Annotated in this window: 28 protein-coding genes; 8 read left to right on the top strand and 20 right to left on the bottom strand. The window is 67.8% G+C overall.

Annotated elements, in window-relative coordinates; genetic code table 11:
- From gspD to gspG, 9 genes are all read right to left on the bottom strand, one after another.
- Nucleotides 1–2,439: a type II secretion system secretin GspD gene (gspD, locus tag J8I82_RS23945; RefSeq protein ID WP_209761450.1), complete on the bottom strand. Its 2,439-nt coding sequence runs from the start codon at nt 2,437–2,439 to the stop codon at nt 1–3.
- A gap of 34 nt (nt 2,440–2,473) precedes the next feature.
- Nucleotides 2,474–3,352 carry a type II secretion system protein N gene (gene gspN, locus J8I82_RS23940; protein ID WP_209761349.1) on the bottom strand — a complete coding sequence of 293 codons (879 nt, stop codon included), beginning with the start codon at nt 3,350–3,352 and terminating at the stop codon, nt 2,474–2,476.
- Nucleotides 3,352–3,960 (bottom strand): type II secretion system protein M, encoded by a 609-nt coding sequence (locus tag J8I82_RS23935; RefSeq protein ID WP_209761348.1) that lies wholly within the window; start codon nt 3,958–3,960, stop codon nt 3,352–3,354. Before J8I82_RS23935 ends, gspN begins: the two co-directional genes overlap by 1 nt.
- 19 nt (nt 3,961–3,979) lie before the next feature.
- A complete protein-coding gene (gene gspL, locus J8I82_RS23930; protein WP_209761347.1) occupies nt 3,980–5,461 on the bottom strand; it encodes a type II secretion system protein GspL in 1,482 nt (493 codons plus the stop codon).
- A gap of 207 nt (nt 5,462–5,668) precedes the next feature.
- Nucleotides 5,669–6,700, bottom strand: a complete 1,032-nt coding sequence (gene gspK / locus J8I82_RS23925; RefSeq protein ID WP_209761346.1) for a type II secretion system minor pseudopilin GspK — start codon at nt 6,698–6,700, stop codon at nt 5,669–5,671.
- Nucleotides 6,697–7,404: a PulJ/GspJ family protein gene (locus tag J8I82_RS23920; protein ID WP_209761345.1), complete on the bottom strand. Its 708-nt coding sequence runs from the start codon at nt 7,402–7,404 to the stop codon at nt 6,697–6,699. The genes gspK and J8I82_RS23920 overlap by 4 nt, the downstream gene beginning before the upstream one ends.
- Nucleotides 7,382–7,786 carry a type II secretion system minor pseudopilin GspI gene (gspI, locus tag J8I82_RS23915; RefSeq protein ID WP_209761344.1) on the bottom strand — a complete coding sequence of 135 codons (405 nt, stop codon included), beginning with the start codon at nt 7,784–7,786 and terminating at the stop codon, nt 7,382–7,384. Before gspI ends, J8I82_RS23920 begins: the two co-directional genes overlap by 23 nt.
- Nucleotides 7,783–8,280, bottom strand: coding sequence for a GspH/FimT family pseudopilin (locus J8I82_RS23910; protein ID WP_209761343.1), 498 nt, complete (start codon nt 8,278–8,280; stop codon nt 7,783–7,785). Before J8I82_RS23910 ends, gspI begins: the two co-directional genes overlap by 4 nt.
- 28 nt (nt 8,281–8,308) lie before the next feature.
- Nucleotides 8,309–8,782 (bottom strand): type II secretion system major pseudopilin GspG, encoded by a 474-nt coding sequence (gene gspG / locus J8I82_RS23905; protein ID WP_209761342.1) that lies wholly within the window; start codon nt 8,780–8,782, stop codon nt 8,309–8,311.
- Between the two features lie 205 nt (nt 8,783–8,987).
- Between gspG and J8I82_RS23900 the strand changes: the two genes are divergently transcribed.
- From J8I82_RS23900 to J8I82_RS23880, 5 genes are all read left to right on the top strand, one after another.
- On the top strand, nt 8,988–9,440 hold the full coding sequence (locus J8I82_RS23900; protein ID WP_209761341.1) for an RrF2 family transcriptional regulator: 453 nt from the start codon (nt 8,988–8,990) through the stop codon (nt 9,438–9,440).
- 94 nt (nt 9,441–9,534) lie between these two features.
- On the top strand, nt 9,535–10,755 hold the full coding sequence (locus J8I82_RS23895; RefSeq protein WP_209761340.1) for a globin domain-containing protein: 1,221 nt from the start codon (nt 9,535–9,537) through the stop codon (nt 10,753–10,755).
- 88 nt (nt 10,756–10,843) lie between these two features.
- Nucleotides 10,844–11,578 (top strand): type II secretion system protein N, encoded by a 735-nt coding sequence (locus tag J8I82_RS23890; protein ID WP_209761339.1) that lies wholly within the window; start codon nt 10,844–10,846, stop codon nt 11,576–11,578.
- Nucleotides 11,579–11,734: 156 nt separating this feature from the next.
- Entirely contained in the window at nt 11,735–12,334 is a 600-nt protein-coding gene (locus J8I82_RS23885) for an EF-hand domain-containing protein (protein WP_209761338.1), read from the top strand.
- Nucleotides 12,335–12,750: 416 nt separating this feature from the next.
- Nucleotides 12,751–13,245, top strand: a complete 495-nt coding sequence (locus J8I82_RS23880; protein ID WP_010813460.1) for an Lrp/AsnC family transcriptional regulator — start codon at nt 12,751–12,753, stop codon at nt 13,243–13,245.
- A gap of 82 nt (nt 13,246–13,327) precedes the next feature.
- On the opposite strand, the gene J8I82_RS23875 is transcribed toward J8I82_RS23880, so the two are convergent.
- Complete coding sequence (locus J8I82_RS23875; RefSeq protein WP_133097733.1) at nt 13,328–14,026, bottom strand: GNAT family N-acetyltransferase; 699 nt, start codon at nt 14,024–14,026, stop codon at nt 13,328–13,330.
- 334 nt (nt 14,027–14,360) lie between these two features.
- Between J8I82_RS23875 and kefF the strand changes: the two genes are divergently transcribed.
- Together kefF and kefC are read left to right on the top strand one after the other, a co-directional pair.
- Nucleotides 14,361–14,915 carry a glutathione-regulated potassium-efflux system oxidoreductase KefF gene (gene kefF, locus J8I82_RS23870; RefSeq protein WP_209761337.1) on the top strand — a complete coding sequence of 185 codons (555 nt, stop codon included), beginning with the start codon at nt 14,361–14,363 and terminating at the stop codon, nt 14,913–14,915.
- A complete protein-coding gene (kefC, locus tag J8I82_RS23865) occupies nt 14,912–16,726 on the top strand; it encodes a glutathione-regulated potassium-efflux system protein KefC (protein ID WP_209761336.1) in 1,815 nt (604 codons plus the stop codon). Before kefF ends, kefC begins: the two co-directional genes overlap by 4 nt.
- 36 nt (nt 16,727–16,762) lie before the next feature.
- On the opposite strand, the gene J8I82_RS23860 is transcribed toward kefC, so the two are convergent.
- From J8I82_RS23860 to paaA, 7 genes are all read right to left on the bottom strand, one after another.
- Nucleotides 16,763–17,380, bottom strand: coding sequence for a TetR/AcrR family transcriptional regulator (locus J8I82_RS23860; protein WP_063240960.1), 618 nt, complete (start codon nt 17,378–17,380; stop codon nt 16,763–16,765).
- A gap of 11 nt (nt 17,381–17,391) precedes the next feature.
- On the bottom strand, nt 17,392–18,183 hold the full coding sequence (locus tag J8I82_RS23855; RefSeq protein WP_209761335.1) for a DUF1835 domain-containing protein: 792 nt from the start codon (nt 18,181–18,183) through the stop codon (nt 17,392–17,394).
- 232 nt (nt 18,184–18,415) lie between these two features.
- Nucleotides 18,416–19,504, bottom strand: coding sequence for a 1,2-phenylacetyl-CoA epoxidase subunit PaaE (gene paaE, locus J8I82_RS23850; RefSeq protein WP_209761334.1), 1,089 nt, complete (start codon nt 19,502–19,504; stop codon nt 18,416–18,418).
- 27 nt (nt 19,505–19,531) lie between these two features.
- Nucleotides 19,532–20,092: a 1,2-phenylacetyl-CoA epoxidase subunit PaaD gene (gene paaD / locus J8I82_RS23845; protein WP_209761333.1), complete on the bottom strand. Its 561-nt coding sequence runs from the start codon at nt 20,090–20,092 to the stop codon at nt 19,532–19,534.
- A 31-nt stretch (nt 20,093–20,123) separates the two neighbouring features.
- Nucleotides 20,124–20,966, bottom strand: coding sequence for a 1,2-phenylacetyl-CoA epoxidase subunit PaaC (gene paaC / locus J8I82_RS23840; RefSeq protein ID WP_209761449.1), 843 nt, complete (start codon nt 20,964–20,966; stop codon nt 20,124–20,126).
- A gap of 12 nt (nt 20,967–20,978) precedes the next feature.
- Nucleotides 20,979–21,266: a 1,2-phenylacetyl-CoA epoxidase subunit PaaB gene (gene paaB, locus J8I82_RS23835; RefSeq protein WP_209761332.1), complete on the bottom strand. Its 288-nt coding sequence runs from the start codon at nt 21,264–21,266 to the stop codon at nt 20,979–20,981.
- Between the two features lie 52 nt (nt 21,267–21,318).
- Nucleotides 21,319–22,335, bottom strand: a complete 1,017-nt coding sequence (gene paaA, locus J8I82_RS23830; protein WP_209761331.1) for a 1,2-phenylacetyl-CoA epoxidase subunit PaaA — start codon at nt 22,333–22,335, stop codon at nt 21,319–21,321.
- A gap of 219 nt (nt 22,336–22,554) precedes the next feature.
- Between paaA and J8I82_RS23825 the strand changes: the two genes are divergently transcribed.
- The gene (locus tag J8I82_RS23825; protein ID WP_209761330.1) at nt 22,555–23,025 is read left to right on the top strand and encodes a universal stress protein; all 471 of its coding nucleotides are present in this window, start codon (nt 22,555–22,557) and stop codon (nt 23,023–23,025) included.
- 66 nt (nt 23,026–23,091) lie between these two features.
- Here J8I82_RS23825 and J8I82_RS23820 read toward each other — a convergent pair whose 3' ends face one another.
- The 3 genes from J8I82_RS23820 to J8I82_RS23810 form a co-directional block, all read right to left on the bottom strand.
- Nucleotides 23,092–23,370, bottom strand: a complete 279-nt coding sequence (locus tag J8I82_RS23820) for a DUF1488 family protein (protein ID WP_029046679.1) — start codon at nt 23,368–23,370, stop codon at nt 23,092–23,094.
- A 460-nt stretch (nt 23,371–23,830) separates the two neighbouring features.
- Nucleotides 23,831–25,075, bottom strand: coding sequence for a nucleoside recognition domain-containing protein (locus J8I82_RS23815; RefSeq protein ID WP_209761329.1), 1,245 nt, complete (start codon nt 25,073–25,075; stop codon nt 23,831–23,833).
- A 56-nt stretch (nt 25,076–25,131) separates the two neighbouring features.
- Nucleotides 25,132–25,518 carry a DUF488 domain-containing protein gene (locus J8I82_RS23810; protein WP_209761328.1) on the bottom strand — a complete coding sequence of 129 codons (387 nt, stop codon included), beginning with the start codon at nt 25,516–25,518 and terminating at the stop codon, nt 25,132–25,134.
- Nucleotides 25,519–25,857 lie beyond the last annotated feature (339 nt).

Below are 25,857 nucleotides of genomic sequence, written 5' to 3'. Positions count from 1 at the left end.
TCAGTTCTGGACAGCGCCCGGCGTGGCGGCTTCGCCGCGCTGGCTCAGCGGCTGCTGCAAGGCCGCGGGTGGCGGCACCGGTTGCGGCTGCGCCGGCATGCCGGGCTGCTGCGGATTTTGCGGCAGCGTCTGCGGCAGAGGCAGCGGTGTGGGCACCGGGCCGTTTGCGCGCGGATCGACGAACGGCGTGGTCGGCGCATCTGCCGGCGGCAGCAGCGGCGTGTTGGTGTCGCGCACCATGATGTTAGGCGATACGAAGCCCTGCTGCTGCGCGCGCATATAGTCGTAGCGGTCCGCAGTCAGGCGGTCGGCGGCGCCCGTCGTACGCATCACATACGGGCGCAGGAACACCAGCAGGTTGGTCTTGGAGCGGTTCTTGTTCTCGTAGCGGAACAGGCCGCCGATCAGCGGGATGTCGCCCAACAGAGGCACCTTCTGCACGCCGTCGCCGTATGAATCCTCGATCAGGCCGCCGAGCACGATGATCTGGCCGTCGTCGACCAGCACGTTGGTCTCGATCGAGCGCACATTGGTGGTCGGGCCCTGCACCTGCGTCAGCGTGCCAGCTACCACCGACGACGACTCCTGGAAGATCTGCATCTTGACCAGCCCGCCGTCGGTGATCTGCGGCTTCACGCGCAGCGTGATGCCGACGTCCTTGCGGTCGAAGGTCTGGAACGGCGTCACCGAGGCCGCGCCGCCGGTCTGCGCATACGAGCCCGTGGTGATCGGGATGTTCTGGCCGATCAGGATCTTGGCTTCCTCGTTCTCCAGCGTGATCAGGTTCGGTGTGGACAGCAGGTTGACGCTGCCGTTGCTGCCCAGCGCGCGCAGCAGCGCGCCCAGCCCCAGCGCCTTGTTGACGACGCCCAGGTTCAGGCCGCCCACGTCGGGCACCAGCTGCTGCGCCGCAGCGATGCCGGCGGTGCGGTTGCTGTCGAACAGCGCGCCGGCCAGGGTCAGGTTCAGGATGTTCTGGCCGCCGGAGCCGAAGTTGGTGCCGGCGAAGACGTTGTTGTTGCCGCTCGACGAACTGATGAGGCCCTGCCACTGGATGCCGAGTTCGCTCGCCTGGGTTGCGGTGACCTCGACGATCATCGATTCGATGTAGACCTGCGCGCGGCGCGCGTCGAGGTCGTCGATCACCCCGCGCAGGTTGCGGTAGACCGGCTCGCTGGCGGTGATGATCAGCGAGTTGGTCGACGGGTCGGCCTGGATGATGCCGCCGGTGGTCGGCTGCGTACTGGTGCCGAACGAAGCGGCGAAGGCCGAGTTGCCATAAGCGCCGCCGCCCGTGCCCGTGCCCGTGGCGCCGCTGCGCATGCCGGTCTGCGTGCCGGTGGTGCCGCCGGTGAACTGGCCGCCGGCCGGCGTCGAGACATTGGTCAGGCCGCCCCCGCCGGCGATGCCGCCCGCGGCACCGGCACCGCCGGGCTGGGTCGCGGAGGCGAAGCTGCTGTCGGCCGCGACGATGGCGCGCAGCGTGGCGGCCAGCTTGACCGCATCGGCATTCCTCAGCGGCACCACCCAGATATTGCCAGGGCGGGCGTAGGGCTGGTCGAGCTTCTCGATCAGGTGGCGTGCCTGCTGCAGCCGCGCGCGGCTGGAGGCGCGGATCATCAGCGCGTTGCTGCGCGGCTCGGCCACCACGGACGTGCGCAGCGTGGCGTCGACGCCCGGCGCGCCGCCGCCGCCGGCCGCACCCGCCGCGCCGGGGTCGAGCAGCTTCTGCAGCACCTGCGCGGTGTCGCTGGCCAGCGCATGGCGCAGCGGAATCAGTTCGACCTCGCCCGAAGCGGGCGCGTCGATCGCGGCGATGATGCGCGCCAGCCGCCGCAGGTTGTCGGCGTAGTCGGTGATGACCAGCGTGTTGTTGGCCGGGTAGGCGGTGATGGTGTTGTTGGGCGCGATCATCGGCCGCAGCACCGGCACCAGGTTGTTGGCCGATTCGTAGTTGAGCCGGAACACCTGCGTCATCACCTGGTCGCCGCGGCCCGGCGCCGCGCCGATCACCGTGGGCGAGCCCTGCAGCTTGGCGTCGGCCTCGGGCACGACCTTGGTAAAGCCGTTGCTCTCGACCATGGCGTAGCCCTGCATGCGCAGCACCGAGCCCAGCGTCTGCAGCGCCTGCGCGCGCGACACCGGCTGCTCGGTGACCAGGTTGACCGTGCCCTTCACGCGCGGATCGATCACGAAGTTCTTGCCGGTGGCCTGCCCGACCGCCTTGATCACCGCGTCCAGGTCGGCATTGACGAAGTTAAGCACCACCTGGTCCCGGTTGGCCGGCGTGACGTCGGGCGGTGCCGGCGGCGTGCCCGTGGTGCGTGCGCCCGGCTGGGCCCACAGCGGCGCGGGCGCCAGCAGCGAGAGCCCGCACAGCAGGGCCACGGCGCGGGCGCAGGCGGTCTGGAAAACAGGTCGGGTGGCATGGGTTGTCATAGTCATTTCCGTACGCTCCAGGCGCTGCCTGGCATCAGAAGCGCAGCCTTGTCACGTTGTTGTCTCGTCGTCCCAGCAGGCTCAGCAAGCTGGTCAGTTGCGTTTCCGCATCGGGCTCGGCATGGGCGGTGCCCTCGAAGCGCGCCTGCCGGCCAAGCGAGCCGCTGCCCTCCAGGTGCAGGGGCCCGGCGATAGTACTCAGTTGCAGCTTGCCGCCGCCGGCGCCGCTCCAGTCGATCTCGGCGCGGTAGCTGCCGAGCGGGCGCAGCCGGCTGACCGCGGAGGACACCTGCTCGATGCGCAGCGTGACATGGCCGCGCATGCCATTGCCATTTCCGCTGCCATTTGCGTTGCCCTTTACGTCGCCCTTTACGTCGCCCTTTGCGTCGCCTTTCCGGCCGGAAAAGCTCCCTTGCAGCGTCGACCAGTCCGCGCGCATCAGGCCATCCGGGCGCAGCGTATTGAACGGCGCGCCGATGCCTTCCAGCAGCGATGCCGGCAGCCGCATCGCGCCGGACTGCACGGTCCAGCCGCCTGGCGTCGCGGTGATTGCCACCGGCGCGGCCATGGCTTCGGTGTGCGTCACCACCGCGCGCGCGGTGCCGGTCAGCAGCGGCCAGAAGGCCAGCGTCCACTGCAGCCGGCCCGGCAGCACCGTGGCGGTCTGGCTGCCGGCGCCGGCCGACAGCGCCAGCGTGGCGCTGCCGCGCCACAGTGAGCCGCTGGCATCGGCCAGCAGGACCCGTCCCTGCGTCTGCGTGGCCACGCGTTCGGCGATCCACGCGGCCGGCAGCATCGCCACCACCGTGGCCGCGGCGCTGGCCAGTCCCAGCGAGAGCCAGCGCAGGCCCAGCCATGCCCCCGGCTGGCGCAGCTTGCGGCGCGGCAGCCGCAGCGTTTCCAGCCGTACCATCAGCTGCGGCCGCCCGGACCCTGCAGGGTCGCGCTGACATTGACCAGCGCCGTGGCGCCGACATAGACGATGCGGGCGTCGATCACTTTCATGCGCTGCTGCTGGCGCACGTCCTGCAGCCAGCTGCTGAACGCGCCGAAGGGTACCTTGTCGAGCTGCACCTGGACGTTATTGTCGGCACCGGCGGCAAGCCGCGTCGCCTTCAGGCCATGCTGGCCCAGGCTGTCCTGCAGCGCCTGCGTCAGCGCGTCGCCGCGCAGCGCTGGTGCCGGCGTGGCCTTGAGGCCGCGCGCTTCCTGCGCCAGCGATTCCATTTCGGCCAGGTCTGCGCGCATCTGGGGCAGGTTGCGCGCCAGGCGCTGGCGGCCTTCGGCGGCCGGCTCCCACAGCAGCGTATAGCCAATCACCAGCACCATCACCGCGGCGCCGCCGGCCAGGATGGCCTGCTCGCGCGGGTTGCGCGCCGACCAGAAGGCGTTGAAGTGATCCTGCCAGGCCTGTGGCACGCTCGGGCGCAGCCGCGCCATGCGCGCGCGCAGGGCGGTGGGGCTTTGGGAACGGGCGGGGCGGGATGGCTGGTTTCGGGCGGAGTCTTTCATGGCATCCATGCGTATCGTGCTGCCGCGCTCACAGGCCCGGCCTGACGGTCCAGCGAGAGCCCGGCGTCACCGGCGTGGCGCTGCCCGTCGCGCCGCCTGCCGCACTGCCCGGGGCGCTGCCTGGTGCGCCACCGGTCTTGTCCTCTTCCATCTGCAGGCCGGCCTGGCGCACGGCGTTGCGCAGACTGGCAATGTCCGTGCCCGGCTTGAGTGTCACCACCAGCATGCGGCCGCGGTATTCCAGCGCCTGCAGCGCGTCGGGCGGCAGCCGGCGCGCGGCCTGGGCAAAGCGGTCGGCCAGCGGCAGGAAGTCTTCCGGCGTGCTGCGGCCGCTGGCGATGCGCAGCTGCTCGACCTGGCGCCGCATCTGCAGCGGCGCGTCGAGGATGGTCTGGGTCTGGGGGAAGGCGCTGCGCAAGGCCTGCTGCTGTGCGGCTTCCACGCGCTGCTGCTCGTTGCGCAGCAGCAGCCAGTGGATGTTCATGCCCAGCACCTGCACCAGCACGATGCCGGCCAGCAGCGCCAGCGGAATCCGCCATGCAGCCAGGTTCCAGCGGTCGGCCCGGCCCTGCGCGAACTCGAACTGCGCCAGGTCCAGTGCCGGCTCGCGCAGGCACGCCTGCGCGCCTTCGATCCACAGCGGCCAGCCGGCGCGGGCGGCGTTGCGCAATGCGGGAACCGGCGCCGCGGCGGCGGCATCGGCGTCGGCGTACCAGGTGCCGTCGGGCGCCAGTGCCTGCCAGGCCGCGAGAGCGTCGTCGCCCAGCAGCAGGCCGTAGCCTGCGTGTGCGCCGGTGCGCACGGTCAGTTGCCACTGGCTGGCCAGCACAGGGGCAGGCTCGGTGGCGCCGACGGTGGCGCTGTCGAGCAGTTCGCCGCCGTCAGCCAAGGCACTCGCGGCTGCCTCGACCACCAGCGTGGCCGGCTCGTCCTGTGCAGTGTACTCCGCCGGGCGCAGCGTGGGCTCGGCGCCCGGCGCCTGCGCGGGCGCTTCGGCGGCGGTGGCCCGTGCCGCTGCCGGCGGCACGCACAGCTGCGCCGGCAACACATGGCGGCGGCGATGGCGGTGTTCGGCGAAGGCGTCGAGCACGGCCCGCAGCCAGGCGCGGTCAGCCACCATCAGCAGCCGCCGGCGTGGGCCGCGAATCGCGGCGCTGCCGTCGAGCGCGGGCCCCACGCCGATATGGCAGGGCTGGGCGTCGGTGGCGAGTGCGTCTTCGATCAGGTTGGGCAGCGCCTGTTTCAAACGCGCCGGCGGCAGCGGCGGCACGCTGGCGGTGGTCAGCAGTACGTCGCTGGCTGCCAGGATCAGCACCAGGCGTTCGGCAGTGGGCAGGTCGGCGATGCGGGCGTGGCCTTCGCGCAACACTTCAGGGGCCGTGCCGCCGGGCGCGCGCCGTGCGGCGTCGGTGCCGGCGCGCACAAGCGCGAACGACAGGGCGCCGAACTGCCAGGGTTGCGGCTGATCGTGCGGCCGGTGCGGCAGGCGGACATACAGGGTGGTGCTCAAGTTTTCCTTAACGTGGCGTCAATGGCGTCAATGGCGGGACGTGGGAAAAAATCCGGGAAGGCGCATTGCCGCGTGGCGCCTCGCTCGCGCCAGCGTCGCAGCATACCTTGCCTGTGTGACTAAACCGCGTCAATACTATTCCTCCCCGGTTGCCAACGCTTGCGAATCGCGCCGCCCATGCATGCCCGTGCGCCTTGTATCAGACATTCAGCGCAGGTCCGGCAGCCGGTCGGCGTCCTGTACCCAGACCACCCGTGTCGTATTGGTGGCGCCCAGCGGCTCGCCGCGGAAGATCAGCGAGACCTGCAGCCGGCTGGCGCGTTCGTGGCGAACCAGTCCGTAGACCAGGAAATAGTGCGAGCGCACGTCGATCATATTGGCCAGGTTGGCGCTGTCCGCCTGCGGCGCGACCGCTGCCAGCTGGGTCTGCACGTTGCCGATGTTATTGAAATAGGCGCGGTCGCGCTGGCGTACCAGTTCGCGGGCGCGCTCCAGCGGCAGCTTGTCGATCACGGCGGCAAGCACTTCGGCCTCGGCGGTATTGGCGTTGACCAGGGTGCGCTCGGGCAGCACGGTGACGAAGGGCTCCAGCACGGCGACCATTTCCGGCGTATAGCCGGGCAGGGACAGCAGCCCCTGCACGCTGTCGAGCGGGCGCGGCGCCGCTCGGCCACCGCCGTCGCTGCCGCCTTGCGCCGCCTGCAGCATGGCGCGCGCGGTGGACTCGGCCAGTTGCGGGTTCAGGCCCACGGTCTGCAGCAGGCGGCGGTAGGCGGCCTGGGCCGCGGGATCGACCGAAGCGGCGCGCCCCTGGCCGGCGGTGGCGGTCCAGATCACCAGGTTGGCGAGGTTGAAGCGGGCCTGCGCATCGAGGATGCGGCCAGACAGGAACGAGGTTTCGCCGGCCACGTCGGTGCGCAGCGAAGCACCGAGGAAATCCGACAGCCGGGTTTCCGCGATCGGCACCGCCCAGGGCTCGCCGAGCTGGTCGACGTTGGTGCGGCGCTGGTCGTCGCGCAGGATCAGCCGCGCCCAGTCGACCGCGGCGCGCTCGATCCAGGTCGCCTGCGCCAGCAGCCGCTGGTTCTCGATCGCACGGATCTGCACCTGCTGGCGCCACAGCATGCCGGACACCACCACCACGGCCAGCGTCACCATCAGCAGCGCAGTGACCACGGCGGCGCCGCGGGCGCCGCGCTTCGCGAAGGCCGGGCGGGAGCGGACGTGAGCGCGCGTCATAGCCCGGTCATGCAGATCTTCTGGAACTGCCGCGGCGCGTCGCCGTCGCCCATGCGCGCGAACACGGTCAGTTCGACCGCACGCACCGCGGTGTTGGGCAATGCCGTGCCGACGTCCGAGGCCGCCACCGCGCTGGCGGCGTTGCCGGAGAACAGCACGTTGCGGATGCGGCCAGTATCGACCTGCCAGCCGGCTGGCTCCACCCAGGCGCGCGCGCTCATGCCGGCGACGTCGGGCAGCACGCGCCGCACCTGCGCCGCGTTGCTGCCGCCCTGGCGCAGCGACAGCAGCGCCGACTGCAGCCCGGCCCGGTCCGCCACCGGCGGGGCAGCCACCCGCACCAAGGTACTGCCGTCGATCTGGTACGACAGCACCTGCCAGGCCGGCGGCTGCCCCTCGTCGCGGCGGTCGCGCACCAGCAGCAGCCGGTTCTGGCCGACCTCGACCGGGCTTCCCTGCAGCAGCGTCGGATTGGCCAGGTGCTCGCAGTCGGCCTGGAACTGGCCGTAGAGAATCTTCAACGCATCCAGGCGCGCATCGTGGTCGGTCAGGCGCTCGCGGCTGCGCGTCAGGCTGTCGAGCGCGCGCCAGCCGATCACCGCCATCACCGCCAGCAGCGTGATCGCGACCAGCATCTCCAGCAGCGTGAAGCCGCGGGTGCGCTGGCCTGGGCGTTGGCGCTCAGAGCACGTTGCGGGCTTCATTGGGAACGATGGTGACCAGCCACGCCAGCCGCACGGACTTGTCGGTGGCCGACGGGTAGACCGCGATCTCGACGCGGCGGAAAACCGGATTGGGCGTGCCCGAGACCGACTGCTCGCAGTACAACGGGGTGCCGCCTTGCGGGCAGGCATAACCACTGACGCCGGGCTCGGGCCAGGTCTTGGCCAGGCGCAGCGCGGCCAGGTGGTTCTCGGCGCTCCATTCGGCCAGCATGCGGGTCTGCAGCGCGGCGCCGGCGTCGACCATCGAGCCCATGGCGCGCATGGCCGCGGTCAGCGCGACCGCCAGGATGGTGAGTGCGACCAGCACCTCGATCAGCGTAAAGCCGGCGCGGCGGAGACCGTGCAGGGGAGCGCGGGTCATGGCGTGCTGGCGACATAACGGCCGCTGCCGTCGCCGGTGACGTCCACGCGGATATCGCCGCGCACCAGCACCAGCCGCTGCGGCATATCGATCAGTTCGCGCCCGAATACCAGCCGCAGCGGGCCGCCGGTGCCGGTGGGCCGGCCGCCTTCGGCAACCACCACCTGGTCCAGCGCCAGCCGCCAATGGCCCGGCGCGAACACGTCGGTACGCATGGGGATCCAGCCGTTCGGGCTCGATTCCAGGAAGCGCCAGCCGCCTGCGTCGCCCTCCCAGGCAATCGGGCGGGCGCCGAGCTGCGCTTCTTCCTGCGCCAGCTCGAACAGCCGCGCAATGCGCTGGCCGTCATCCAGCACGCGGCCGCGCTCGTTGGGCGAGGCGTTGACCGCCACCAGCGAGATCACGATGCCGGCGATCACCATGACCACCAGCAGCTCGAGGAGGGTGAAGCCCCGGCGCCGCAAGGGCGCGCTGTGGCGCGGCGCCGTGGTCATGGGTCAGGGGAGGTGGGCGCGCCGGGACTTATTCCCAGTTGCCGATATCGGCGTCGTTGCCGTTGCCGCCGGCCTGGCCATCGGCGCCGAAGCTGAACACGTCGATCTCGCCGCGCACGCCCGGGTTCAGGTACTGGTACGGATGGCCCCAGGGATCCTTGGGCAGCTTCTCCAGGTAGCCGCCGCCTTTCCAGTTGTTCGGCACCGGCTCGGTGGCGGGCTTGGTCACCAGCGCGGCCAGGCCCTGCTCGGTGGTCGGGTAGCGGCTATTGTCGAGCCGATACAGCTTGAGCGCCTGCATGATCGACGAGATGTCCTGGCGCGCAGCGACGATGCGCGCTTCGTCCGGACGGCTCATGATCTTGGGCACTACCAGCGCCGCCAGCACGCCAAGGATCACGATCACCACCATGATTTCGATCAGGGTGAAGCCGCGTGCGCGGCGCGCGCGCGCGGGCCGGGAACTGGCAGGGCTGGCGGAACGGGTAGTGAAAATGCGCATCGTCTGTGAACCTCGTTGCTGGAATGGCTAGGCCCGCGGCCGGGCTGGCGGCGGGCCGGTTTCGCCAGTCAGTATAACCGGCGCCACATGACTGTTTTATGGGGGTGGCGTCGGCGTCGCGGCAATGTGTGATGCAAAGCACAGCTGATGCGGGCTCCCGATTTAACTTGCATCATGGATGCACATTTTTTAAGATGTCGCCACGATGCAACTGACCCGCTTTTCCGACTATGCACTCCGCTTGCTGATGTACGTCGCCCGAGGCGACGGCAGCAGGCCGATCACTATTGCGGAAGTGGGGCAGCAGTTCGATATCTCGCACAACCACCTGGTCAAGGTGGCGGCGCGGTTGTCGAAGCTGGGCTGGATCACGGCCACGCGCGGCCGCCACGGCGGCCTGCAGCTGGGGCCGGGTGCCGAACAGCTGACCATCGGCACGATCCTGCGCGAGCTGGAAGGCCACAAGGCCATCATCGACTGCGACAACCCGCCTTGTGCGCTGAACGGCAATTGCCGCCTGAAGCGCGCGCTGGATGTGGCCGAGCAGGCGTTCTACCGCGCGCTGGATGATGTCACGCTGGCCGACGTCATCGGCAGCAAGACCGCCGAGTCGATCATCCAGCTGCATCGGGATTTCCTGAACCGGCGTTCGGCCTGAGTGGACATGCTCCGCGCAGGCGCTGACGAGCGCCGGTTTTATTGTGCGAAAAAACATGCATATAGCATGCATGAATTAAATGGAGTGTTATCTGATGCTGTCCGCCGCTTCCCGCCCCTATATCGATGCGAGCGTCCCGGTGCTGCGCGAGCATGGCCTGGCCATCACCACCCACTTTTACCGCGAGATGTTCGCCGACCGGCCTGAACTCACGCACCTGTTCAACATGGGCAACCAGGCCAACGGTAGCCAGCAGCAGTCGCTGGCGTCGGCCGTGTTCGCCTACGCCGCCAATATCGACAATGGCGCGGCGCTGGCGCCGGTGGTCGACCGCATCGTGCACAAGCATGCGGCAGTGGGCCTGACCGCCTCGCATTATCCGATCGTCGGCCGCCACCTGCTGGGCGCGATCAAGGCGGTGCTGGGCGATGCGGCCACGCCGCCGCTGATTGCCGCCTGGGACGAAGCCTACTGGCTGCTGGCCGGCGAGCTGATCGCCGCCGAGGCACGCCTATACCAGCGCACCGGCGTAGGCGCCGGCGAGCTGACGGCGGTGCGCGTGATGCGCCGCGAAGCGCAGGGCGAGCATGTGGTGTCGCTGACGCTGGCCGCCGCGGACGGCGGCCCGCTGCGCGACTTCCGTCCCGGCCAGTACGTCAGCGTCGAGGCGCATCTCGATAACGGCACGCGCCAGCTGCGCCAGTATTCGCTGTCCGGCGAGACCGGCCTGCCGACCTGGCGCATTTCGGTCAAGCGTGAAGACGGCGATCAGTCGACGCCGGCTGGCGCGGTCTCCAACTGGCTGCATGCCAACGTGCAGGAAGGCACCGAGCTGAAGGTGAGTGCGCCGTTCGGCGACTTCACCCCGGCGCTCGACGGTCATCGCCCGCTGGTGCTGCTGTCGGCCGGTATCGGCATCACGCCGATGCTGTCGGTGCTGCGCACGCTGGCCGCCCAGGGCTCGCAGCGTCCGATCCTGTTCGCCCACGCCGCCCGCAGCGGCCGCCACCATGCGCATCGCGCCGACGTGCAGTGGGCGCGCGAGCGGTTGCCGCAACTGGTGACGCATATCAGCTACGAAGCGCCCGAGGCCGCCGACGCCGTCGGCCGCGACTACGACCACGCCGGCACCATGCCGACGGCCGAGCTGCTGGCCCAGCCGGAGCTGCAGCGCTTCATCGATGGCCGCTTCTACCTGTGCGGCCCGCTCGGCTTTATGCAGGCGCAGCGCCATGCGCTGGTCAGCGCCGGCGTGCCGGTGGCGCACATCGACCGCGAAGTCTTCGGGCCCGACCTGCTCGACGACCTGCTCTGAGTCCGGTCTGCCGGGGGAGTGGCGACAGTGTCATGTGGCTCTGGTACGCTTGGCGCGATCGTTCATTTGCGTCAGGGGTACCGTTCCCGTGCAACTCTCCCTCCGGCCCGTCCTTCGCTTCAATGCCGCTGCGCCGTGGCTGCCACGCCTGGCAAGCGTGGCGCTGTTTGTCGCGCTGTGCGCGCTGGCCACGTACTGGGTGCTGACCTTCAGCGCGATGCGCACCCTCCCGGTGCCGCAGAGCGCGCGCGTTGCCCAGACCGAGGCGGTCGAGACCGGCGCCGTGGCGACGCTGTTCGGCGGCTCGGCCCAGGGTGGTCCGCGTGACGTGCAGTTGCTCGGCGTGGTGGCCGAGGTCGATGGCGGCGCCGGCGCAGCGATCGTGTCGCTGGATGGCGGGCCGCCCAAGGCGGTGCGGTCCGGTGCCGAACTGTCGCAGCAGATCCGGCTGGTGGAGATCCGCCAGCGCTCGGTGGTGATCGATCGCAGCGGCGTGCGCCAGGAGATCGCATTGCCGGTGCAGCCCGGCGCCGCGCGCGCTCCGGTCGCCGGTACGCCGGCTCCCGCGCTGCCGACGCCGCCCGCTGGCGCCGCCGCGCCGATGGCGACGCCAATGCCGCCGCCGGTTCCGCCGACCCCGGTGGCCAGCCAGCAGGCCCCACCGGCCCAACCGGCCCAACCGGCGCAACCGGCGCAACCGGCTCCAGGCCAGCCTCCGCAGCCCCAGGTCCAGTCCCAACTCCAGGCGCAGCCTGCCGCACCGCATCAGCCCATGATGGCGCCGCCGCCCAGCCAGGACGGGATGCTGATCCCCAAGCATTAGTCTGGCAACGGGCCGCGAATATTCGCGGCCCGTTGCGTTCCCTTACGGGGCGCCAGCCTTTCTGTGAGGCGGGTAACATCGTATTAAAAGCGCCAACCTCCCTGCATCGTCTGCGTTCTAATCCGTACATGCCAACGTGATGACAAGGAGCAAGACATGCAACGCAATCACAAGCCGCAGATCCTGAAACAATTCCTGGCCGCCTCGGCCGCCCTGCTGGTTGCCGGCGGCGCTTTCGCCCAGGCCAGCGCCCCCGCCGCACCGGCCGGCAAGGCTGGCCCCGGCCACCACCACCATATGGGCCATGGCGGCGGGTGGATGAAGGCGGTCGATACCGACAACGACGGTGCGATTTCGAAGGCGGAGGCCGACGCCTACTTCAACAAGCTCGACACCAACCGCGACGGCAAAATCGACAAGTCCGAGATGGACGCGCACCGCAAGGCAGTCATGGCCGAGCGCCACGCCCGCATGCAGGCCGCTTTCGATGAGAAATTCAAGGCTGCTGACAAGAACGGCGACGGCGCCCTGACCAAGGCCGAGGCCAATGCCGGCATGCCGCGGCTGGCCAAGCGCTTCGACCAGCTCGACGCCAACCGCGACGGCAAGCTGACCCGCGACGAAATCCGCGCCGGCATGGAGAAGATGCACCGCGAGCACCATCGCCGTGGCCCGCAGGGCCAGGGTGCTCCGGGCAGCCAGCCAGCGCCTGCGAACCCGTCAGCACCGGGTGCTCCGTCCAGCAGCGGCGGCTGAGGCTGCGTCGGGACGGCCATGGTCGTCCTGCCTGAAACCGCTGTTCAGCGCGCGAGCCCCGGGCCGCGCGCTTTTGCTTTTGGGGCGTCCGTCATTGCGACGGACCGCGCGTTGACCAGGAAGTATCTGACCCCGGCGGCAAACGCCCGTAGAATGCCGCTTCCCTGTGCGGCCGGCCTTGGCACCATCCTTGCCTTCTCCCGGTCGCCGCGGGCGCGACCGCAACCCCGCAGCCGTGCCACCGAACAGGTTGCCCAGCCCGACCGGCTGCAGCACGAGTGACCCAAAAGGCTGCCGATTCGTCAGAAATCCGGCCCGCAGCGGACGCAATCACACAAAAAATTGCGTACTTGTGCACGGCTTGCTAAATTTGCGCAAAAAAATTGCCAATAAACATATTGCGGAGCAACAATATCGTGAGCAAGGTGGAGTTGGACAAGATCGACCGGAAGATCCTGGAAGTGCTGCAGACCAACGGCCGGTTGACCAACCTGGAGGTGGCCGAGCGCGTCAACCTGTCGCCCAGCCCCTGCCTGCGCCGAATCCGGCGGCTGGAGGAGATCGGCGTGATCCGGCAATACGCGGCGCTGCTTGAGCCGAACAAGATCGGGCTCGGCCTGCTGGCCTATATCAATGTCCGGCTGGAGAAGCATGGCGGCGCGCCCAAGGGCAAGGCGCCGCTGGACCTGTTCCGCGCCTCCATCGCGGTATGGCCCGAGGTGGCGGCCTGCCATGCCATGACCGGCGAGATGGACCTGCTGCTCAAGGTCTATGTCGAGGACATGGAGCACTTCGCGCGCTTCATGCAGGAACAACTGCTGGCCCATCCGTCGGTGATCGACGTGCGCTCCAGCTTTGCGCTGGAAAGCATCAAGGACACGACGGCGCTGCCGGTCGGCGGCGCGGCCTGACCGGTATCAAGGGCACATGCAAAAACGGCGCATCGTTGCGATGCGCCGTGGTGGCCGTAGCGGCGAAGCGGGAGCAGCCCGCTCAGGCGGTGTGCTTTTGCGGCACCATCGAACGCCAGAAGCGCAGGCCGAAGCGGCGTGCGTCGCGCAGGTTGCGGCGCACCGCATAGTCCAGGTCGGCCATCTGCTCGTCCAGCGCCTCGGTCAGGCGGCTGACGGTGTCCGCCGGCGGCAGTTCCAGGTAGGCGTCGGCCTCGCCGTAAGCGTACTGGACCTTCATGCCGGCCTTCTTGGCGATGTGCATCATCGCGGCGTTGCGCGACAGGCAGTGCATGTACAGCGTGCGCACGCTGGTGTTGCGGCCATGCATGGCCGCACGCTCGAACAGCGCGCTGCCGATACCGCGGCCGCGGGCGCTGCGCGACACCGACACGCCGAACTCCGCCACGCGGCCCTGGGCGTTGTCGCGCAGGTTGGCGAAGTGGCCCACGCCGATCAGTTCGAGCTTGTCGTCGTAGACGCCGAATACGGTGTCGTGGTCGAAATCGATGCTGTCCACGTAGGCTTCGATCACGTGGTCGCCCACCGACTGGCCGAAACGGAGCAGGCGATCGTCCTCGCCCAGGGCGAGGAAATGCTTCAGCAGGCGCGAGCGATGATGGGCGGCCAGCTCGCGCACCAGAACGGTGGCACGGTGGGCGGCCTGCGTCGCTGCAGCTGCCTTGCGCAGATCTTCGTCGGTCAGTGCGCCGACAGCCTTGCTCAGTTCGAGCGGGTTCACGTTAATTCCTTCCTGGTGCGGTAAGAGATAAAAATAGGCACTGCGGTGGTGTTTCGCCAGGCACTTTTTCCCTGGCCCGGTGCGTGATTCGGGGAAACACTATCTTGATGCAGCGTGAAAAGTATTGTAGTGGAATTGTCAGTCTGGCGTAAGCTTCCTGCGCCGCAGCAGCCGGCCGCCCCGCCGCATCGCTTCGAAAAATGCAATAAAATCAATGATCTAAAAAAATGTGATGAATTGTTGCGCGGGATCAACTGTGGATATGCTGCAACGCCGCAAGCAAGCCATGCCCGCGCCATGATCCCGCTCCCTTGGCCAAGCCGCCCCGTCTTCGATGACCGAGTCTCCCATTGCAGTGATCTACGCGCATCCCACGCCCAGCCGATCGCGCGTCAACCGGCCGCTGGCCGATGCCCTGGCCTCGTTGCCGCAGGTTCAGGTACGCGATCTTTACGGTTTCTATGTGGATTACGACATCGATGTCGTCGCCGAGCAGCGCGTGCTGGCGGTCGCGGATACCGTCGTGTTGCAGTTTCCGGTGCGCTGGTACAGCGTGCCCGCGCTGCTCAAGCTATGGCTGGACGAGGTGCTCGAGCACGGGTGGGCCTATGGCCCTGGCGGCACGGCGCTGCGCGGCAAGTCGATGCTGGCGGTGGTCAGTACCGGCGGCAGCGCCGATGCCTATGGCCCTGATGGCAACCATGGCCATCCGATCGGCGAATTCCTGTTGCCGCTGGAGCAGACCGCGCTCCTGTGCGGCATGACCTGGCTGCCGCCGGTGGTGCTGCATGACGCTGACAATGCCGATGCGCAGGCGCTGGCCGACCATATCGCGCACGTCTGCGGGCGCCTGGGCGCCGACGCCATGCCCGCGGAGGTGCGCGCATGAACCAGCATGGCTTCCTGATTGCGCTGCTGGTGTTCCTGGTTGCGGCGGTGGTGGCGGTGCCGCTGGCGCGGCGCAGCGGCCTGGGCGCCGTGCTGGGCTACCTGCTGGCGGGGGCGGCGATCGGTCCGTTTGCGCTGCGCCTGGTCTCCGACGTCGAGTCGATCCTGCATTTCTCCGAGTTCGGCGTGGTGCTGATGATGTTCGTCATCGGCCTGGAACTGGAGCCGCGCAAGCTGTGGGCCTTGCGGCGGAGCATCTTTGGCTACGGTGGCGCCCAGCTTGCCGCCTGCGCGCTGGTGATTGGCGGGGCGGCCGCGCTGGCGGGTGCGTCGTGGCAGGTGGCGCTGGTCGCGGGCCTTGGCCTGGCGCTGTCGTCCACCGCGATCGCGCTGGCGACACTGACCGAGCGCAACCTGTTCGGCACGCCGGCAGGCGCGGCCAGCTTCGGCATCCTGCTGTTCCAGGACATTGCCGCTATCCCGATGATCGCGCTGTTGCCGCTGCTCGCCCTCGAGGGCGCCGAAGGAGCAGGTGCAGGTGCCGCCGGCTGGGTGGCTGGTGTGAAGGCGGTAGCGGTGATTGGCGCGGTGGTGGTCGGCGGCCGCTACCTGGTGCGGCCAGCGCTGCGCTTTATCGCGCGCACCGACATGCGCGAGATGTTCACCGCGTTTGCGCTGCTGCTGGTGGTGGGTATCGCGCTGATGATGGACGCGGTCGGGCTGTCGATGGCGCTGGGGACTTTCCTGGCCGGCGTGCTGCTGGCCGATTCGGAATACCGCCATGCGCTGGAGGCCGACCTGGAGCCGTTCAAGGGGCTGCTGCTGGGACTGTTCTTCATGGCGGTCGGCATGTCGATCGACTTTGCCGTGCTGGCACGCTCGCCGTGGCTGGTGCTCGGCCTGGTAGCCGCCTTCGTTGTGGCCAAGACCGGGGTGCTGGTGCTGCTGGCACGCAGGTTCGGGATAGCGCGCGGCCAGCGGCTGCTGTTTGCGCTGCTGATCTCGCAGGGCGGCGAGTTCGCCTTCGTGGTGTTCGGTGTCGCCGGCGGCGCGGGCTTGCTGCCGCGTGAGACCGAGGCCTTGCTGGTGCTGGTGGTGGCGCTGTCGATGGTGGCTACGCCGTTGCTGTTGCTGGCCTATGACCAGCTTGTGGCGCCGCGGCTGGGCCGCGCCAGGGCGCGTCCGGACGAGGCCATCACGCCGCAGGACAACCCGGTGCTGATCGCCGGCTTCGGCCGCTTCGGACAGATCATCGGGCGGCTGCTGTACAGCCAGGGCATCGGCGTCACGGTGCTGGACCACGATCCGGACCAGATCGAGTTCCTGCGCCAGTACGGCTTCAAGATCTTCTATGGCGATGCCACGCGGCTAGACCTGCTGGAAGCCGCCGGTATCGCCCGCGCGCGCATCCTGGTGGTGGCGATCGACGGCATGGACGAGAGCCTGCAGCTGATCGACCGCGTGCGCGAGCGCTATCCGGAACTGCGGATCTATGCGCGGGCGCGCCATGTGTCGCACATCTACCAGCTCAAGGACCGCGGCGTGCAATTGTTCGAGCGCGAGATGTTCGAGGGGTCGCTGACGATGGGGCGGCGCGTTCTGGAAGGGCTGGGCTTTGACCCGGCCGAGGCACGCAATGTGGCGCTGCGCTTCCGCCGGCATAACATCCAGGCGATCGACCGCTTCTATCCACACTACACCGACCAGAAGAAGCTGGTCTCGCTGGCGCGCCAGGCCCGCGACGAGCTGGAGGAAATGTTCAGGCAGGACCGCGAGCAGCGCCGGCAGCGCGAAGAGGCAGGATGGTCCTGACGATGGCCCGCGCAGGTCGTGGCGGGCCAGCCTTCCTCAGCGGATTGCGGCAGCGCGGCCCGGCAGTCCGCCTTCGAGAAGGTCGAGCACCGTTTCGGCAAAGTCGGCGTACGACAGCCGGCCGCCCGGCTTGAGCCAGGTGAAGGTCCAGTTGATCATGCCGAACACGGTCATGGTGAGCGCGGTCTGGTTATCGCGCGTGACGCGCTCCGGGTAAGCCCGGCGCAGCAGGCGCGAAAAAGCCGCGACCACGTCACGCTCGCGGCCCAGGATCACGTCGCGCTGGCCTTCGGCGAGGAACTTGACGTCGTTGATCAGCGCGATATGGCGTGTCTGCGAGGTTTCGTACTCGGCCAGGAAGGCGCGGATCAGGTTGGCGAACGCCTCCTTGTCGGTGCGCGCATGGCGCTCGGCGTCGGCTTCCACCTCGGTGACCAGCAGCATCAGCCGCCGCGTGTAGCGGTCCAGCAGGTCGAACAGGATCGCTTCCTTGCTCTCGTAATAGTGGTAGAGGCGCGCCTTGGAGGTGCCGCAGGCGGCGGCCAGGTCGGCCATCGAAGTGCTGGGGTAGCTGCTGTTGGCGAAGGCGGCTGCGGCCAGGTCCAGGATCTGTTCGCGCTGCGCCTCGAAATCGGGTGCCTTGGTACGGGCCATGTGTATCGGGGTTACTCGCCACCGCCGGCGTGGCGGCGCAGCTCGCACGTCTCGAGCGAATCGGAGTTGCCGCGCAGCACCATCTGGCCGGAGGCGATCAGCTCGCGGCAGCGCCAGAACACGAACCAGTCGCTGGCCAGCAGGCCTTCGATCGCGCCCATCACGCTGCCCACCACCTGCGATGCGGGAGTCCATTCGGCCGGCGCGCGATCCATGATGATGTCGTCGATGGTGTGGTAGGCGGCGGGAACCAGCGTGTTGCCCTTCCACAGGCGGACGTCGGCATTTTCCTTGACGTTCTGCTGCCACTCGTAGCCGAGCCGTCCCAGCCGCAGCACCGAAACCGGCGCGATGGTGGAGAAACGCCGCGCCAGCCGCGCCGGCGAATACATGCCGATGGCGGCCAGGTTGCCTTGCGCGGGCATTTCCAGCTCGCGCAGGTCCATTGCGACTTCATTGATCCGTTGTGGCGCCTGGTACAGGTGGAACACGACGCGGCGCAGCATCAATTGGTCGGCCGCGCTCTGGCCGTGCCAGATGGCGACTTCCATGTCGTCCTGGCGCAGCCCCTGGAGCTGGTCCAGCGCCTGGCGCATCTCGGCGGCGAAATCGATGTCGGTGTGCGGGGCGACCCGCTGCCAGAAGCCGGAACGAATCAGCCCGGTGCTGTCGATGTCGGCCAGCGGCCCCACGGCCAGGTCGTCGCGCAGCACCACGACAGGGTCCGGCCGCGCGGCCTGCGCCAGCGCCTGGCGCAGGGTCGTGCCTGCTACATCACCGTTGACGACGTGGATATATTGCATGGCCGTGATTGTATATGGGTGGGACGGTTCGCTGGCACCGCGCGGCGCCAGCATGACAGTCGGCAGGCGCTGCCGTGCAAGGCCATGCGCCACCGCCGTTTACCGCCCCAGCAAGCATCGCGCCAGGCCGCTGCCGGCCTGCCGCCATTGTAATCACGGCCCGGCCTGGTCAAAGGCGGCGAATGTCGGCACGCGTACGCGGCGCTGGCCATCCCTGCGCCGCGTACCTCGATCAGCGCTCGTCGTAGCTGACCACTACCCGCGGCGTCAGCGCGCGCGCCTGGCAGGTGAGCACGAAGCCCTTTTCCATCTCCCACGGTTCGAGGGTGTAGTTCTTCTCCATCTCGACCTGGCCTTCCAGCACCTTGGCGCGGCAGGTGCAACAGACGCCGCCCTTGCAGGCGTACGGCAGATCGAGCCCGGCGGCCAGCGCGGTATCGAGCACGTTGGCGTCTTCCAGCGGCAGGCGCATGCTGTGCTGCTTGCCGTCGAGCACCACCACCAGCTCGGCGGTGCCCGCCTGGTCGGCGTGCGTGTGTGGCAGCTTGGGCCTGGCCTGGGCGAGCGGCACGCCGAAGCGCTCGGCGTGGATGCGGTGCGGATCCATGCCAGCGTCGCGCAGTGCCGCCTCGACTTCGTCGATCATCGACGCCGGTCCGCAGACGAAGGCCGCATCGATGTCGTCCACCGGGATCAGGGTCTGGAGGAAGGCGGTGACGCGGTCGTGGTCAAGCCGGCCGTGCAGCAGGTCGACCTCCTGCGGCTGGCGCGACAGCACGTGGTACAGCGTGAAGCGCGACAGGTACTGGTTCTTCAGGTCTTCCAACGTCTCGGAAAAGATGATGCTGTCGACATTGCGGTTGCCGTAGACCAGCGTGAAGCGGCTGCGGGGCTCGGCTTGCAGCGTGGTGCGGATCAGCGACAGCACCGGGGTGATGCCGCTGCCCGCGGCAAAGGCGACATAGTGGCGCGCCGCGGCCGGATCCAGCGGCACGTGAAAGCGGCCGTCTGGCGTCATTACGTCGATCACCTGGCCGGGGGCGATGGTGTCGTGGAGGTGGGACGAAAACAGCCCGTCCTCTACCAGCTTCACCGCCACGCGCAGTTCGCCCTGTGCGTCGTAGTCCTGCACCGCCGAGCAGATCGAATACGAGCGCCGCAAGTCCTTGCCGTCGACCGGCGCCTTCAGCGTCAGGAACTGGCCCTGGGTGAAGCGGTAGGCGTCGCGCAGCGTTTCCGGCACCTCGAACGCGATCGAGATGGTGTCGGCAGTCTCGGGGCGCACCTGCGCCACGCGCAGCGGGTGGAACTGTGGGGTCATGGCAGCCTGGCTCCGGCCCGGCGGGGCTCAGTAGGGTTTGAAATAGTCGAACGGCTCGCGGCAGTCCAGGCAGCGGTACAGCGCCTTGCACGCCGTCGAGGCGAAGCGCGAGATTTCCTGCGTGTGCACGCTGCCGCAACGCGGGCAGGCGACTCGGTCCGGCGCGCCTGCCCGCGCGGCACGCGGGACGAAGCGCAACGATTGGGCCGCCGCCGGCGTGCCGCACTGGCCGGGCGGCGCGATGCCGAATTCGCGCAAGCGCTCACGCGCGGCGGGGGTGATCCAGTCGGTGGTCCACGCTGGCGCCAGCACGGTGCGCAGGCGCCACGGCGCCAGGCCGGCGGCGTCGAGCGCATGGCCGATGTCCTCGGCGATCTGCGACATTGCCGGGCAGCCGGAGTAGGTTGGCGTGATGGTCACTTCCAGCATGCCGTCGGCATCGACGACGATCCCGCGCAGGATACCGAGTTCGCGTATCGACACCACCGGGATCTCCGGATCGGGGATCGCTTCCAGTGCGGTCCATGCCTGCGCGACGCGCGCATCGGCGGCGGCGTTCGCTGGACGGGGCGGGGAGGTGACGTTCATGCCGGTCAGTCCTTTGCGCCGAAGCGGGTACTTACCATTGCGCGCCCGGATGGGCCCGCGCCAGGCCTTGCATCTCGCCCAGCAGGTAGCTCATGTGCTCGGAATGCACGCCGAGCTTGCCGGTCGAGACAAAGCTGCTCGCGGGCGGCAGAGTCAGCGTGGCAGCTTGCAGGGTCTCGGCGACGGTCGCGTCCCAGGCAGCTCGCAGCGAGGCGGTGGCGACGCCGATGCCCTGCGCCGCGGCTTCAGTTTCCACTGGGTCTTCGGCAAAGCACTCATTCATATAGGGCAGCAGGTGGTCCAAGGCTCGCTGCATGCGGGCGTGCGACGCTTCGGTCCCGTCGCCAAGGCGCACCACCCAGCCGGCGGCATGGTGCAGGTGGTAGCGCGCCTCCTTGACCGACTTGGCGGCGATGGCGGCGAGTTGGTCATCGCTGCCGGACTGCAGCGCCTCCCACAGTTCAACCATCAGCGCGCTGTACAGGAAATTGCGCATGATGGTCACAGCGTAGTCGCGTGCCGCGGAGGCGGTGCCGGCCAGCGGGCCGCGGTGAGGCAGTTCCACCAGTGTCCAGTTGCGGAATTCGCGCTCGGCGCGCCAGTAGGCATAGTCGTCTTCATGGCGTGGCAGGCCGGTCAGCTCGCCTTCCAGTTCGCCGGCGCGCCCGTACAGCAGGCGCGCCTGGCCGATCAGGTCGAGGCTGATGTTGGCCAGCGCAATGTCTTCCTCCAGCACCGGGCCGTGGCCGCACCATTCCGCATTGCGCTGGCCGAGCACCAGCGCGTTGTCGGCCAGGCGCAGCACATAGCGCAGCGCGGCGGTGCGGGCCGGCGGCAGGTGATCCAGGGAGGCGGGTTGCGGGGACGCGGTCATCATGCGTGGCCCTTACATGTGGTTGACTTCGTCGGGCAACTGGTAGAACGTCGGATGCCGGTAGATCTTGTCGGCCATGGGGTCAAACAGCTCCGGCTTTTCGTCCGGCACGCTCGCCGTGATGGCGGCGGACGGCACCACCCAGATCGACACGCCTTCCTGACGCCTCGTGTAGACATCGCGCGCCATGTGCAGCGCCTGCTGCGCGTCGGCGGCGTGCAGGCTTCCGCAATGCTTGTGCTCCAGTCCTTGCTTGCTGCGCACGAACACCTCCCACAGCGGCCATTCCTTGCGATTCATCGTTGTCTCCTCAGTCCTTGCGTGCTGGCTGCGGTTTGTGTTCAGGCAGCGATCAGGCAGCCGCGCGGCGCTCGCCCGCTTCGCGCTCGGCCTGCTTGGCGGCGTGGGCCAGTGCGGCTTCGCGGACCCAGACGCCGTCCTCGTGCGCCTTGACGCGCGTGGCCAGGCGCTCCCTGTTGCAGGGGCCGTCGCCGTTGATCACGCGCCAGAACTCGTCCCAGTCCAGCGGGCTGTAGTCATAGTGGGCGCGCTCGGCGTTCCATTGCAGTCCCGGGTCGGGCAGGGTCACGCCCAGCACCCGCGCCTGTTCCACCGTGGCATCGACGAACTTCTGGCGCAGGTCGTCATTCGAGATGCGCTTGATGCCCCAGGCCATGGTCTGCGCACTGTTGGTCGAGGCCGCGTCGGGCGGGCCGAACATCATCAGCACCGGGAACCACCAGCGGTCAACCGCGTCCTGCACCATCGCGCGCTGGGCGTCGGTGCCGCGCATCATCGCCAGCAGTGCGTCGAACCCCTGGCGTTGGTGGAACGACTCTTCCTTGCAGATGCGGATCATGGCGCGCGCATACGGGCCATAAGAGCAGCGGCACAGCGGGATCTGGTTCATGATCGCCGCGCCGTCCACCAGCCAGCCGATCACGCCCACGTCGGCCCAGGTCAGCGTCGGGTAGTTAAAGATCGAGGAATACTTGGCCTTGCCGCTGTGCAGCGCGTCCACAAGGTCGTCGCGGGAGGCATCAAGCGTTTCGGCCGCAGAGTACAGGTACAGGCCATGGCCGCCTTCGTCCTGCACCTTGGCCAGCAGGATCGCCTTGCGCTTGAGTGAGGGCGCGCGGCTGATCCAGTTGCCCTCGGGCAGCATGCCGACGATCTCGGAGTGCGCGTGCTGGGAAATCTGCCGCACCAGTGTCTTGCGGTAGGCAGCCGGCATCCAGTCCTGCGGCTCGATCTTGCCGTCGGCGGACATGCGCGCGTCGAAAGCGGCCTGGCGGACTTCATCGTCCTGAGGGGCGGCGATTTGGGCGGAGTCAGCGTGGCCGGGAACGTCCAGGCTTTGGGTGTACATAGCGCCTCCTCTGGCGGGGGCCGCGGCCGGTGGGAACCGTGGCGCGACGGCTGGCCCTATTATATATAAGCCGACCGGTCGGTCAATTTAAGACGGGGTTTGTTGACTGTCGCCAGGGCGGGGCGGCTACGTGACGACTTTTGCACGGGTAGTATCGAAGCCGGAACGGCCTCCTGCGGTCCGACCCCTGATTCCCCTTTGTCTACGGAGGTAACGCATATGGCAAGCGCGGCATACAGCAAGATCGTGGTGGCGGTGGATGGCAGCAGCACCTCCGTACTGGCACTGGCCGAAGCCATCCGCGTGGCGGCGCCGGGCGGTGCCACGGTACTGGCGCTTTATGTCGTCGACACGGGTACGCTGATGTTCGATGTCGGCTACTACGATCCGAGCCAGCTCCAGAAGGCCTTTGAAGAAAGCGGCAAGCGTGCGCTGCAGGACGCCGCGCAGCAACTGTCCGCGGCCGGCGTGCCGCATGAAACCCGGCTGGTCAGCGAGGCGGCGGTGCCCGGCGATATCGGTGCGTCGATCAACGACGCCGCACGCCAGTGGGGGGCCGACCTGCTGGTAATCGGCACGCACGGGCGGCGCGGTGTGCGTCGGCTGGTATTGGGCAGCGTGGCGGAAGCGGTGATCCGGCAGTCGACCATGCCGGTGCTGCTGGTGCGCGGAGAAGCCAAGGCCGACTGAGCATGCGAAGACGCCGGTCTGGCCCGGCGTCTCAACCTCGATGCAGTGGTCGATTGCGGCAGGGGATCATCCGGCGAAGCGGAAATGGCCGCTGCGCAGCACGATCTCGCGTGCCTGGGTGAGCTCGAACAGGCTTTCGGCGAGGCTTTCGATACGCTGGCGATTACTGGTGAAGGCGGCAACCAGGTCTTCCTCGCGCGGCGAGCGCGCACCGAAGTGGGCCTCAAGGGCTTCCGCGGTGACGGAATACTGAGTCGGACTGCCATTGACCGTAGCGGGGCAGGACAGCGTGAGGCTGGCTGCGCAGTAGGTCGGGACGCTGCGAGGGAACGTGATCTCAGGCATGGCGTACCTCGTGCTGGCGACGGACGTATTCAATCATTCTAGGCCATTGCGGCTTTCCGTAAAGGATCCGGAGAGGTCTTCAGCGCGCCGGCTGCCGATGCTATTTTGGAGTGACCTTGGTTGCCACTCTGCAGCGTGGATGTTGCGCAGCAACAGGGGCGGGTGCGGAGCCGCGCTCCCATGCGATGCCCTGTTGGGCGTCACCAAGTTCCACTGTTGCGCCGTTTCCCAACATGTGAGCGTTGCCGGGGCTTTGAGGTGCAGCGGTTGTCGCACAGGCCGGCATCAGGGCAAAAAAAAACCCACGCAGGTTGTGCGTGGGTTGGAATCCACCGAGGTGGTGGAGGAGACAGACTTCACTATACATGTTTTGTTGCGTCGCACCAAGCGCAGTTGTGTCAATGTCTGATGATGCGCACAATGATGTTGTGTACATACGACAAAGATGGAATCTACGCTACTAACGAAACAAATAAGCGGCGCTTACTGCACAAAAAATGCCGGCAACATCTGCCACCAGCGCGCAGCCAAGCGCATGGCGGGTATTTCGCACATTGATGCTGCCGAAGTAGACCGCCAGGACATAGAAGGTGGTTTCGGTCGACCCCTGGATGATTGCCGCAAGGCGACCCTGGAACGAGTCGACGCCATAGGTCGTCATCACATCGACCATCAAGCCGCGCGCACCGGCGCCTGACAGGATCTTCATCAGGCCCACCGGCAAGGCCGGGACAAAATCAGTATTGATGCCGATGTGTGCAAAGCCGAGCGTCAGCCAGCCCATCAGCACATCCATGCAGCCGGTCGCCCGGAATAGACCGATTGCGACCAGGATGGCGACAAGATACGGAATGATTTGCACCGCCACCCCGAAACCTTCCTTGGCGCCATCGATAAAGGCCTCATAGACGTTGACCCGCCGCAGGGCGCCGCAGATCAGGAACAACGTGATCAGCGACAGGATAAAGCCCGCTCCGGCCAAAGCCGTCACGCTGCCGACCTGCTCGGGCGGCGCATGCTTCAACCAGGCAAACATCCCGGCGAGCGCCGCGGCAACCATGCCGAAGGCGGCCAGTACGGCGGGCCGCAGCAGATTGAGCCGCTGTACCCAGGCGACAGCCAGCAGGCCTGCAAGGCACGAGCCACCGGTGGCCAGCAGTGTCGGCAGAAAAATATCTGCCGCATTGAAGCCCACCAGTCCCTGCTTGACGGCAATTGCCTGTCGGATCGCGATGACCGATGTCGGAATCAAAGTCAGTCCGGCCGTATTCAGCACGATGAACATGATTTGCGCATCGGTGGCCACGTCCGGACGACGGTTTAGCGTCTGCAGCTCGCGCATCGCATTCAACCCCAGAGGCGTCGCCGCGTTATCCAGGCCCAGCAGGTTAGCCGACACGTTCATCATCATGGCGCCTTGCGCCGGATGCCCCTGCGGCACGCCGGGAAAGAAATGCCGCAGCAATGGATTCACCAGCCGTGCAAAGGCGTCGACAACACCGGCCCGTTCGCCGATGCGCATGATGCCCAGCCACAGGCTCATGACGCCGGCGAGCCCGAGTGCAATCTCGAAGGCCGTGCGCGCACTGTCGAACAGGCTCGACAGCATGGCCGGGAAGACAGCCAGGTCGCCGCTGGCGAGGCGGATGCATGCGGCGACAAAGGAAACCAGGAAAAAGCCGAGCCAGACAACGTTCAGGGCCATCGGATTGCGCAAACGAAAAGGTCAAAGCGGGAAAATCACCCGCCAGGCAGGGCGGATCAGGCGATTTTTGCGCCGCGCTCGGCCAGCAGTTCGCGCAGCACCGATCTGTGGCAGTGCGCCTCATCTTCGCAATAGCAACCAAGTGAGAAATTGGTCTGGTGCGACAGCGCAGCCAGCAGGTCGAGCGTGCGGCTTGGCTCCGGCTCGCCCATTTCCTTGCGGAAATGGCGGACGAATGCTCGCCATGCCTTGTCGTCCGTTGCGGCCTGCGCCTGCGCAACCAGTTCCGGGGTAGGGGATAGGTCGGGGTACCAGACATCGTAATAATCACGGCTGGCAAACTCGGACTTCGGCACGCCGCGTGGCGGCCGCCGCACTGTACCGATACGCAGGCCTTCGTCAGCTGCGCGTGGTGTTCCCAGTCTTACGATTCGGATGGTCATGGAGGAGGTCCCGCGGTCCGGACTGCCTGCGCGGCTGCGCGAGGCTGAAGACCAGATCATGAATCAACGGGTCGTGCATGACAAACATCTGCACGTTTCTGTGACGTCTATATAGGAGGAAGCCGTTGCGCCATAAAAGAGCAGCCAGAGGCATGTTTGTGGTCGATTCGAATTATTTCCTGGAACCCCTTGCCAAGCCCCCTCGGCGTCCCTTAATATTCGCCCCCTCGCAACACAACGCGGCGCTGCAAAGGCAGACGCGGCAAGGGTTGCGGGGTCGACCGGGAGGTTGGCGCGGCGAGGTTTGCAGCGCTGACCGCAGCAAAAAAAGATTGCTGA

It is taken from the genome of Cupriavidus consociatus (assembly GCF_017814975.1).
Lineage (GTDB): Bacteria > Pseudomonadota > Gammaproteobacteria > Burkholderiales > Burkholderiaceae > Cupriavidus > Cupriavidus consociatus.
This window is presented reverse-complemented; position numbering and strand designations above follow the sequence as displayed.

Bases quoted from the DNA above. Each gene is read 5' to 3' on its own strand.
- gspN (WP_209761349.1), bottom strand. From the start codon at position 3,352: ATGGTACGGCTGGAAACGCTGCGGCTGCCGCGCCGCAAGCTGCGCCAG.
- gspK (WP_209761346.1), bottom strand. From the start codon at position 6,700: ATGACGCGCGCTCACGTCCGCTCCCGCCCGGCCTTCGCGAAGCGCGGC.
- J8I82_RS23815 (WP_209761329.1), bottom strand. From the start codon at position 25,075: ATGGCCCTGAACGTTGTCTGGCTCGGCTTTTTCCTGGTTTCCTTTGTC.
- J8I82_RS23920 (WP_209761345.1), bottom strand. From the start codon at position 7,404: ATGAAGCCCGCAACGTGCTCTGAGCGCCAACGCCCAGGCCAGCGCACC.
- J8I82_RS23860 (WP_063240960.1), bottom strand. From the start codon at position 17,380: ATGGCCCGTACCAAGGCACCCGATTTCGAGGCGCAGCGCGAACAGATC.
- J8I82_RS23935 (WP_209761348.1), bottom strand. From the start codon at position 3,960: ATGGATGCCATGAAAGACTCCGCCCGAAACCAGCCATCCCGCCCCGCC.
- paaE (WP_209761334.1), bottom strand. From the start codon at position 19,504: ATGACCCCACAGTTCCACCCGCTGCGCGTGGCGCAGGTGCGCCCCGAG.
- kefF (WP_209761337.1), top strand. From the start codon at position 14,361: ATGACCGAGTCTCCCATTGCAGTGATCTACGCGCATCCCACGCCCAGC.
- J8I82_RS23900 (WP_209761341.1), top strand. From the start codon at position 8,988: ATGCAACTGACCCGCTTTTCCGACTATGCACTCCGCTTGCTGATGTAC.
- paaD (WP_209761333.1), bottom strand. From the start codon at position 20,092: ATGAACGTCACCTCCCCGCCCCGTCCAGCGAACGCCGCCGCCGATGCG.
- paaA (WP_209761331.1), bottom strand. From the start codon at position 22,335: ATGTACACCCAAAGCCTGGACGTTCCCGGCCACGCTGACTCCGCCCAA.
- J8I82_RS23910 (WP_209761343.1), bottom strand. From the start codon at position 8,280: ATGACCACGGCGCCGCGCCACAGCGCGCCCTTGCGGCGCCGGGGCTTC.
- gspI (WP_209761344.1), bottom strand. From the start codon at position 7,786: ATGACCCGCGCTCCCCTGCACGGTCTCCGCCGCGCCGGCTTTACGCTG.
- gspD (WP_209761450.1), bottom strand. From the start codon at position 2,439: ATGACAACCCATGCCACCCGACCTGTTTTCCAGACCGCCTGCGCCCGC.
- paaC (WP_209761449.1), bottom strand. From the start codon at position 20,966: ATGACCGCGTCCCCGCAACCCGCCTCCCTGGATCACCTGCCGCCGGCC.
- J8I82_RS23895 (WP_209761340.1), top strand. From the start codon at position 9,535: ATGCTGTCCGCCGCTTCCCGCCCCTATATCGATGCGAGCGTCCCGGTG.
- J8I82_RS23885 (WP_209761338.1), top strand. From the start codon at position 11,735: ATGCAACGCAATCACAAGCCGCAGATCCTGAAACAATTCCTGGCCGCC.
- J8I82_RS23820 (WP_029046679.1), bottom strand. From the start codon at position 23,370: ATGCCTGAGATCACGTTCCCTCGCAGCGTCCCGACCTACTGCGCAGCC.
- gspG (WP_209761342.1), bottom strand. From the start codon at position 8,782: ATGCGCATTTTCACTACCCGTTCCGCCAGCCCTGCCAGTTCCCGGCCC.
- kefC (WP_209761336.1), top strand. From the start codon at position 14,912: ATGAACCAGCATGGCTTCCTGATTGCGCTGCTGGTGTTCCTGGTTGCG.
- J8I82_RS23825 (WP_209761330.1), top strand. From the start codon at position 22,555: ATGGCAAGCGCGGCATACAGCAAGATCGTGGTGGCGGTGGATGGCAGC.
- J8I82_RS23855 (WP_209761335.1), bottom strand. From the start codon at position 18,183: ATGCAATATATCCACGTCGTCAACGGTGATGTAGCAGGCACGACCCTG.
- J8I82_RS23810 (WP_209761328.1), bottom strand. From the start codon at position 25,518: ATGACCATCCGAATCGTAAGACTGGGAACACCACGCGCAGCTGACGAA.
- paaB (WP_209761332.1), bottom strand. From the start codon at position 21,266: ATGAATCGCAAGGAATGGCCGCTGTGGGAGGTGTTCGTGCGCAGCAAG.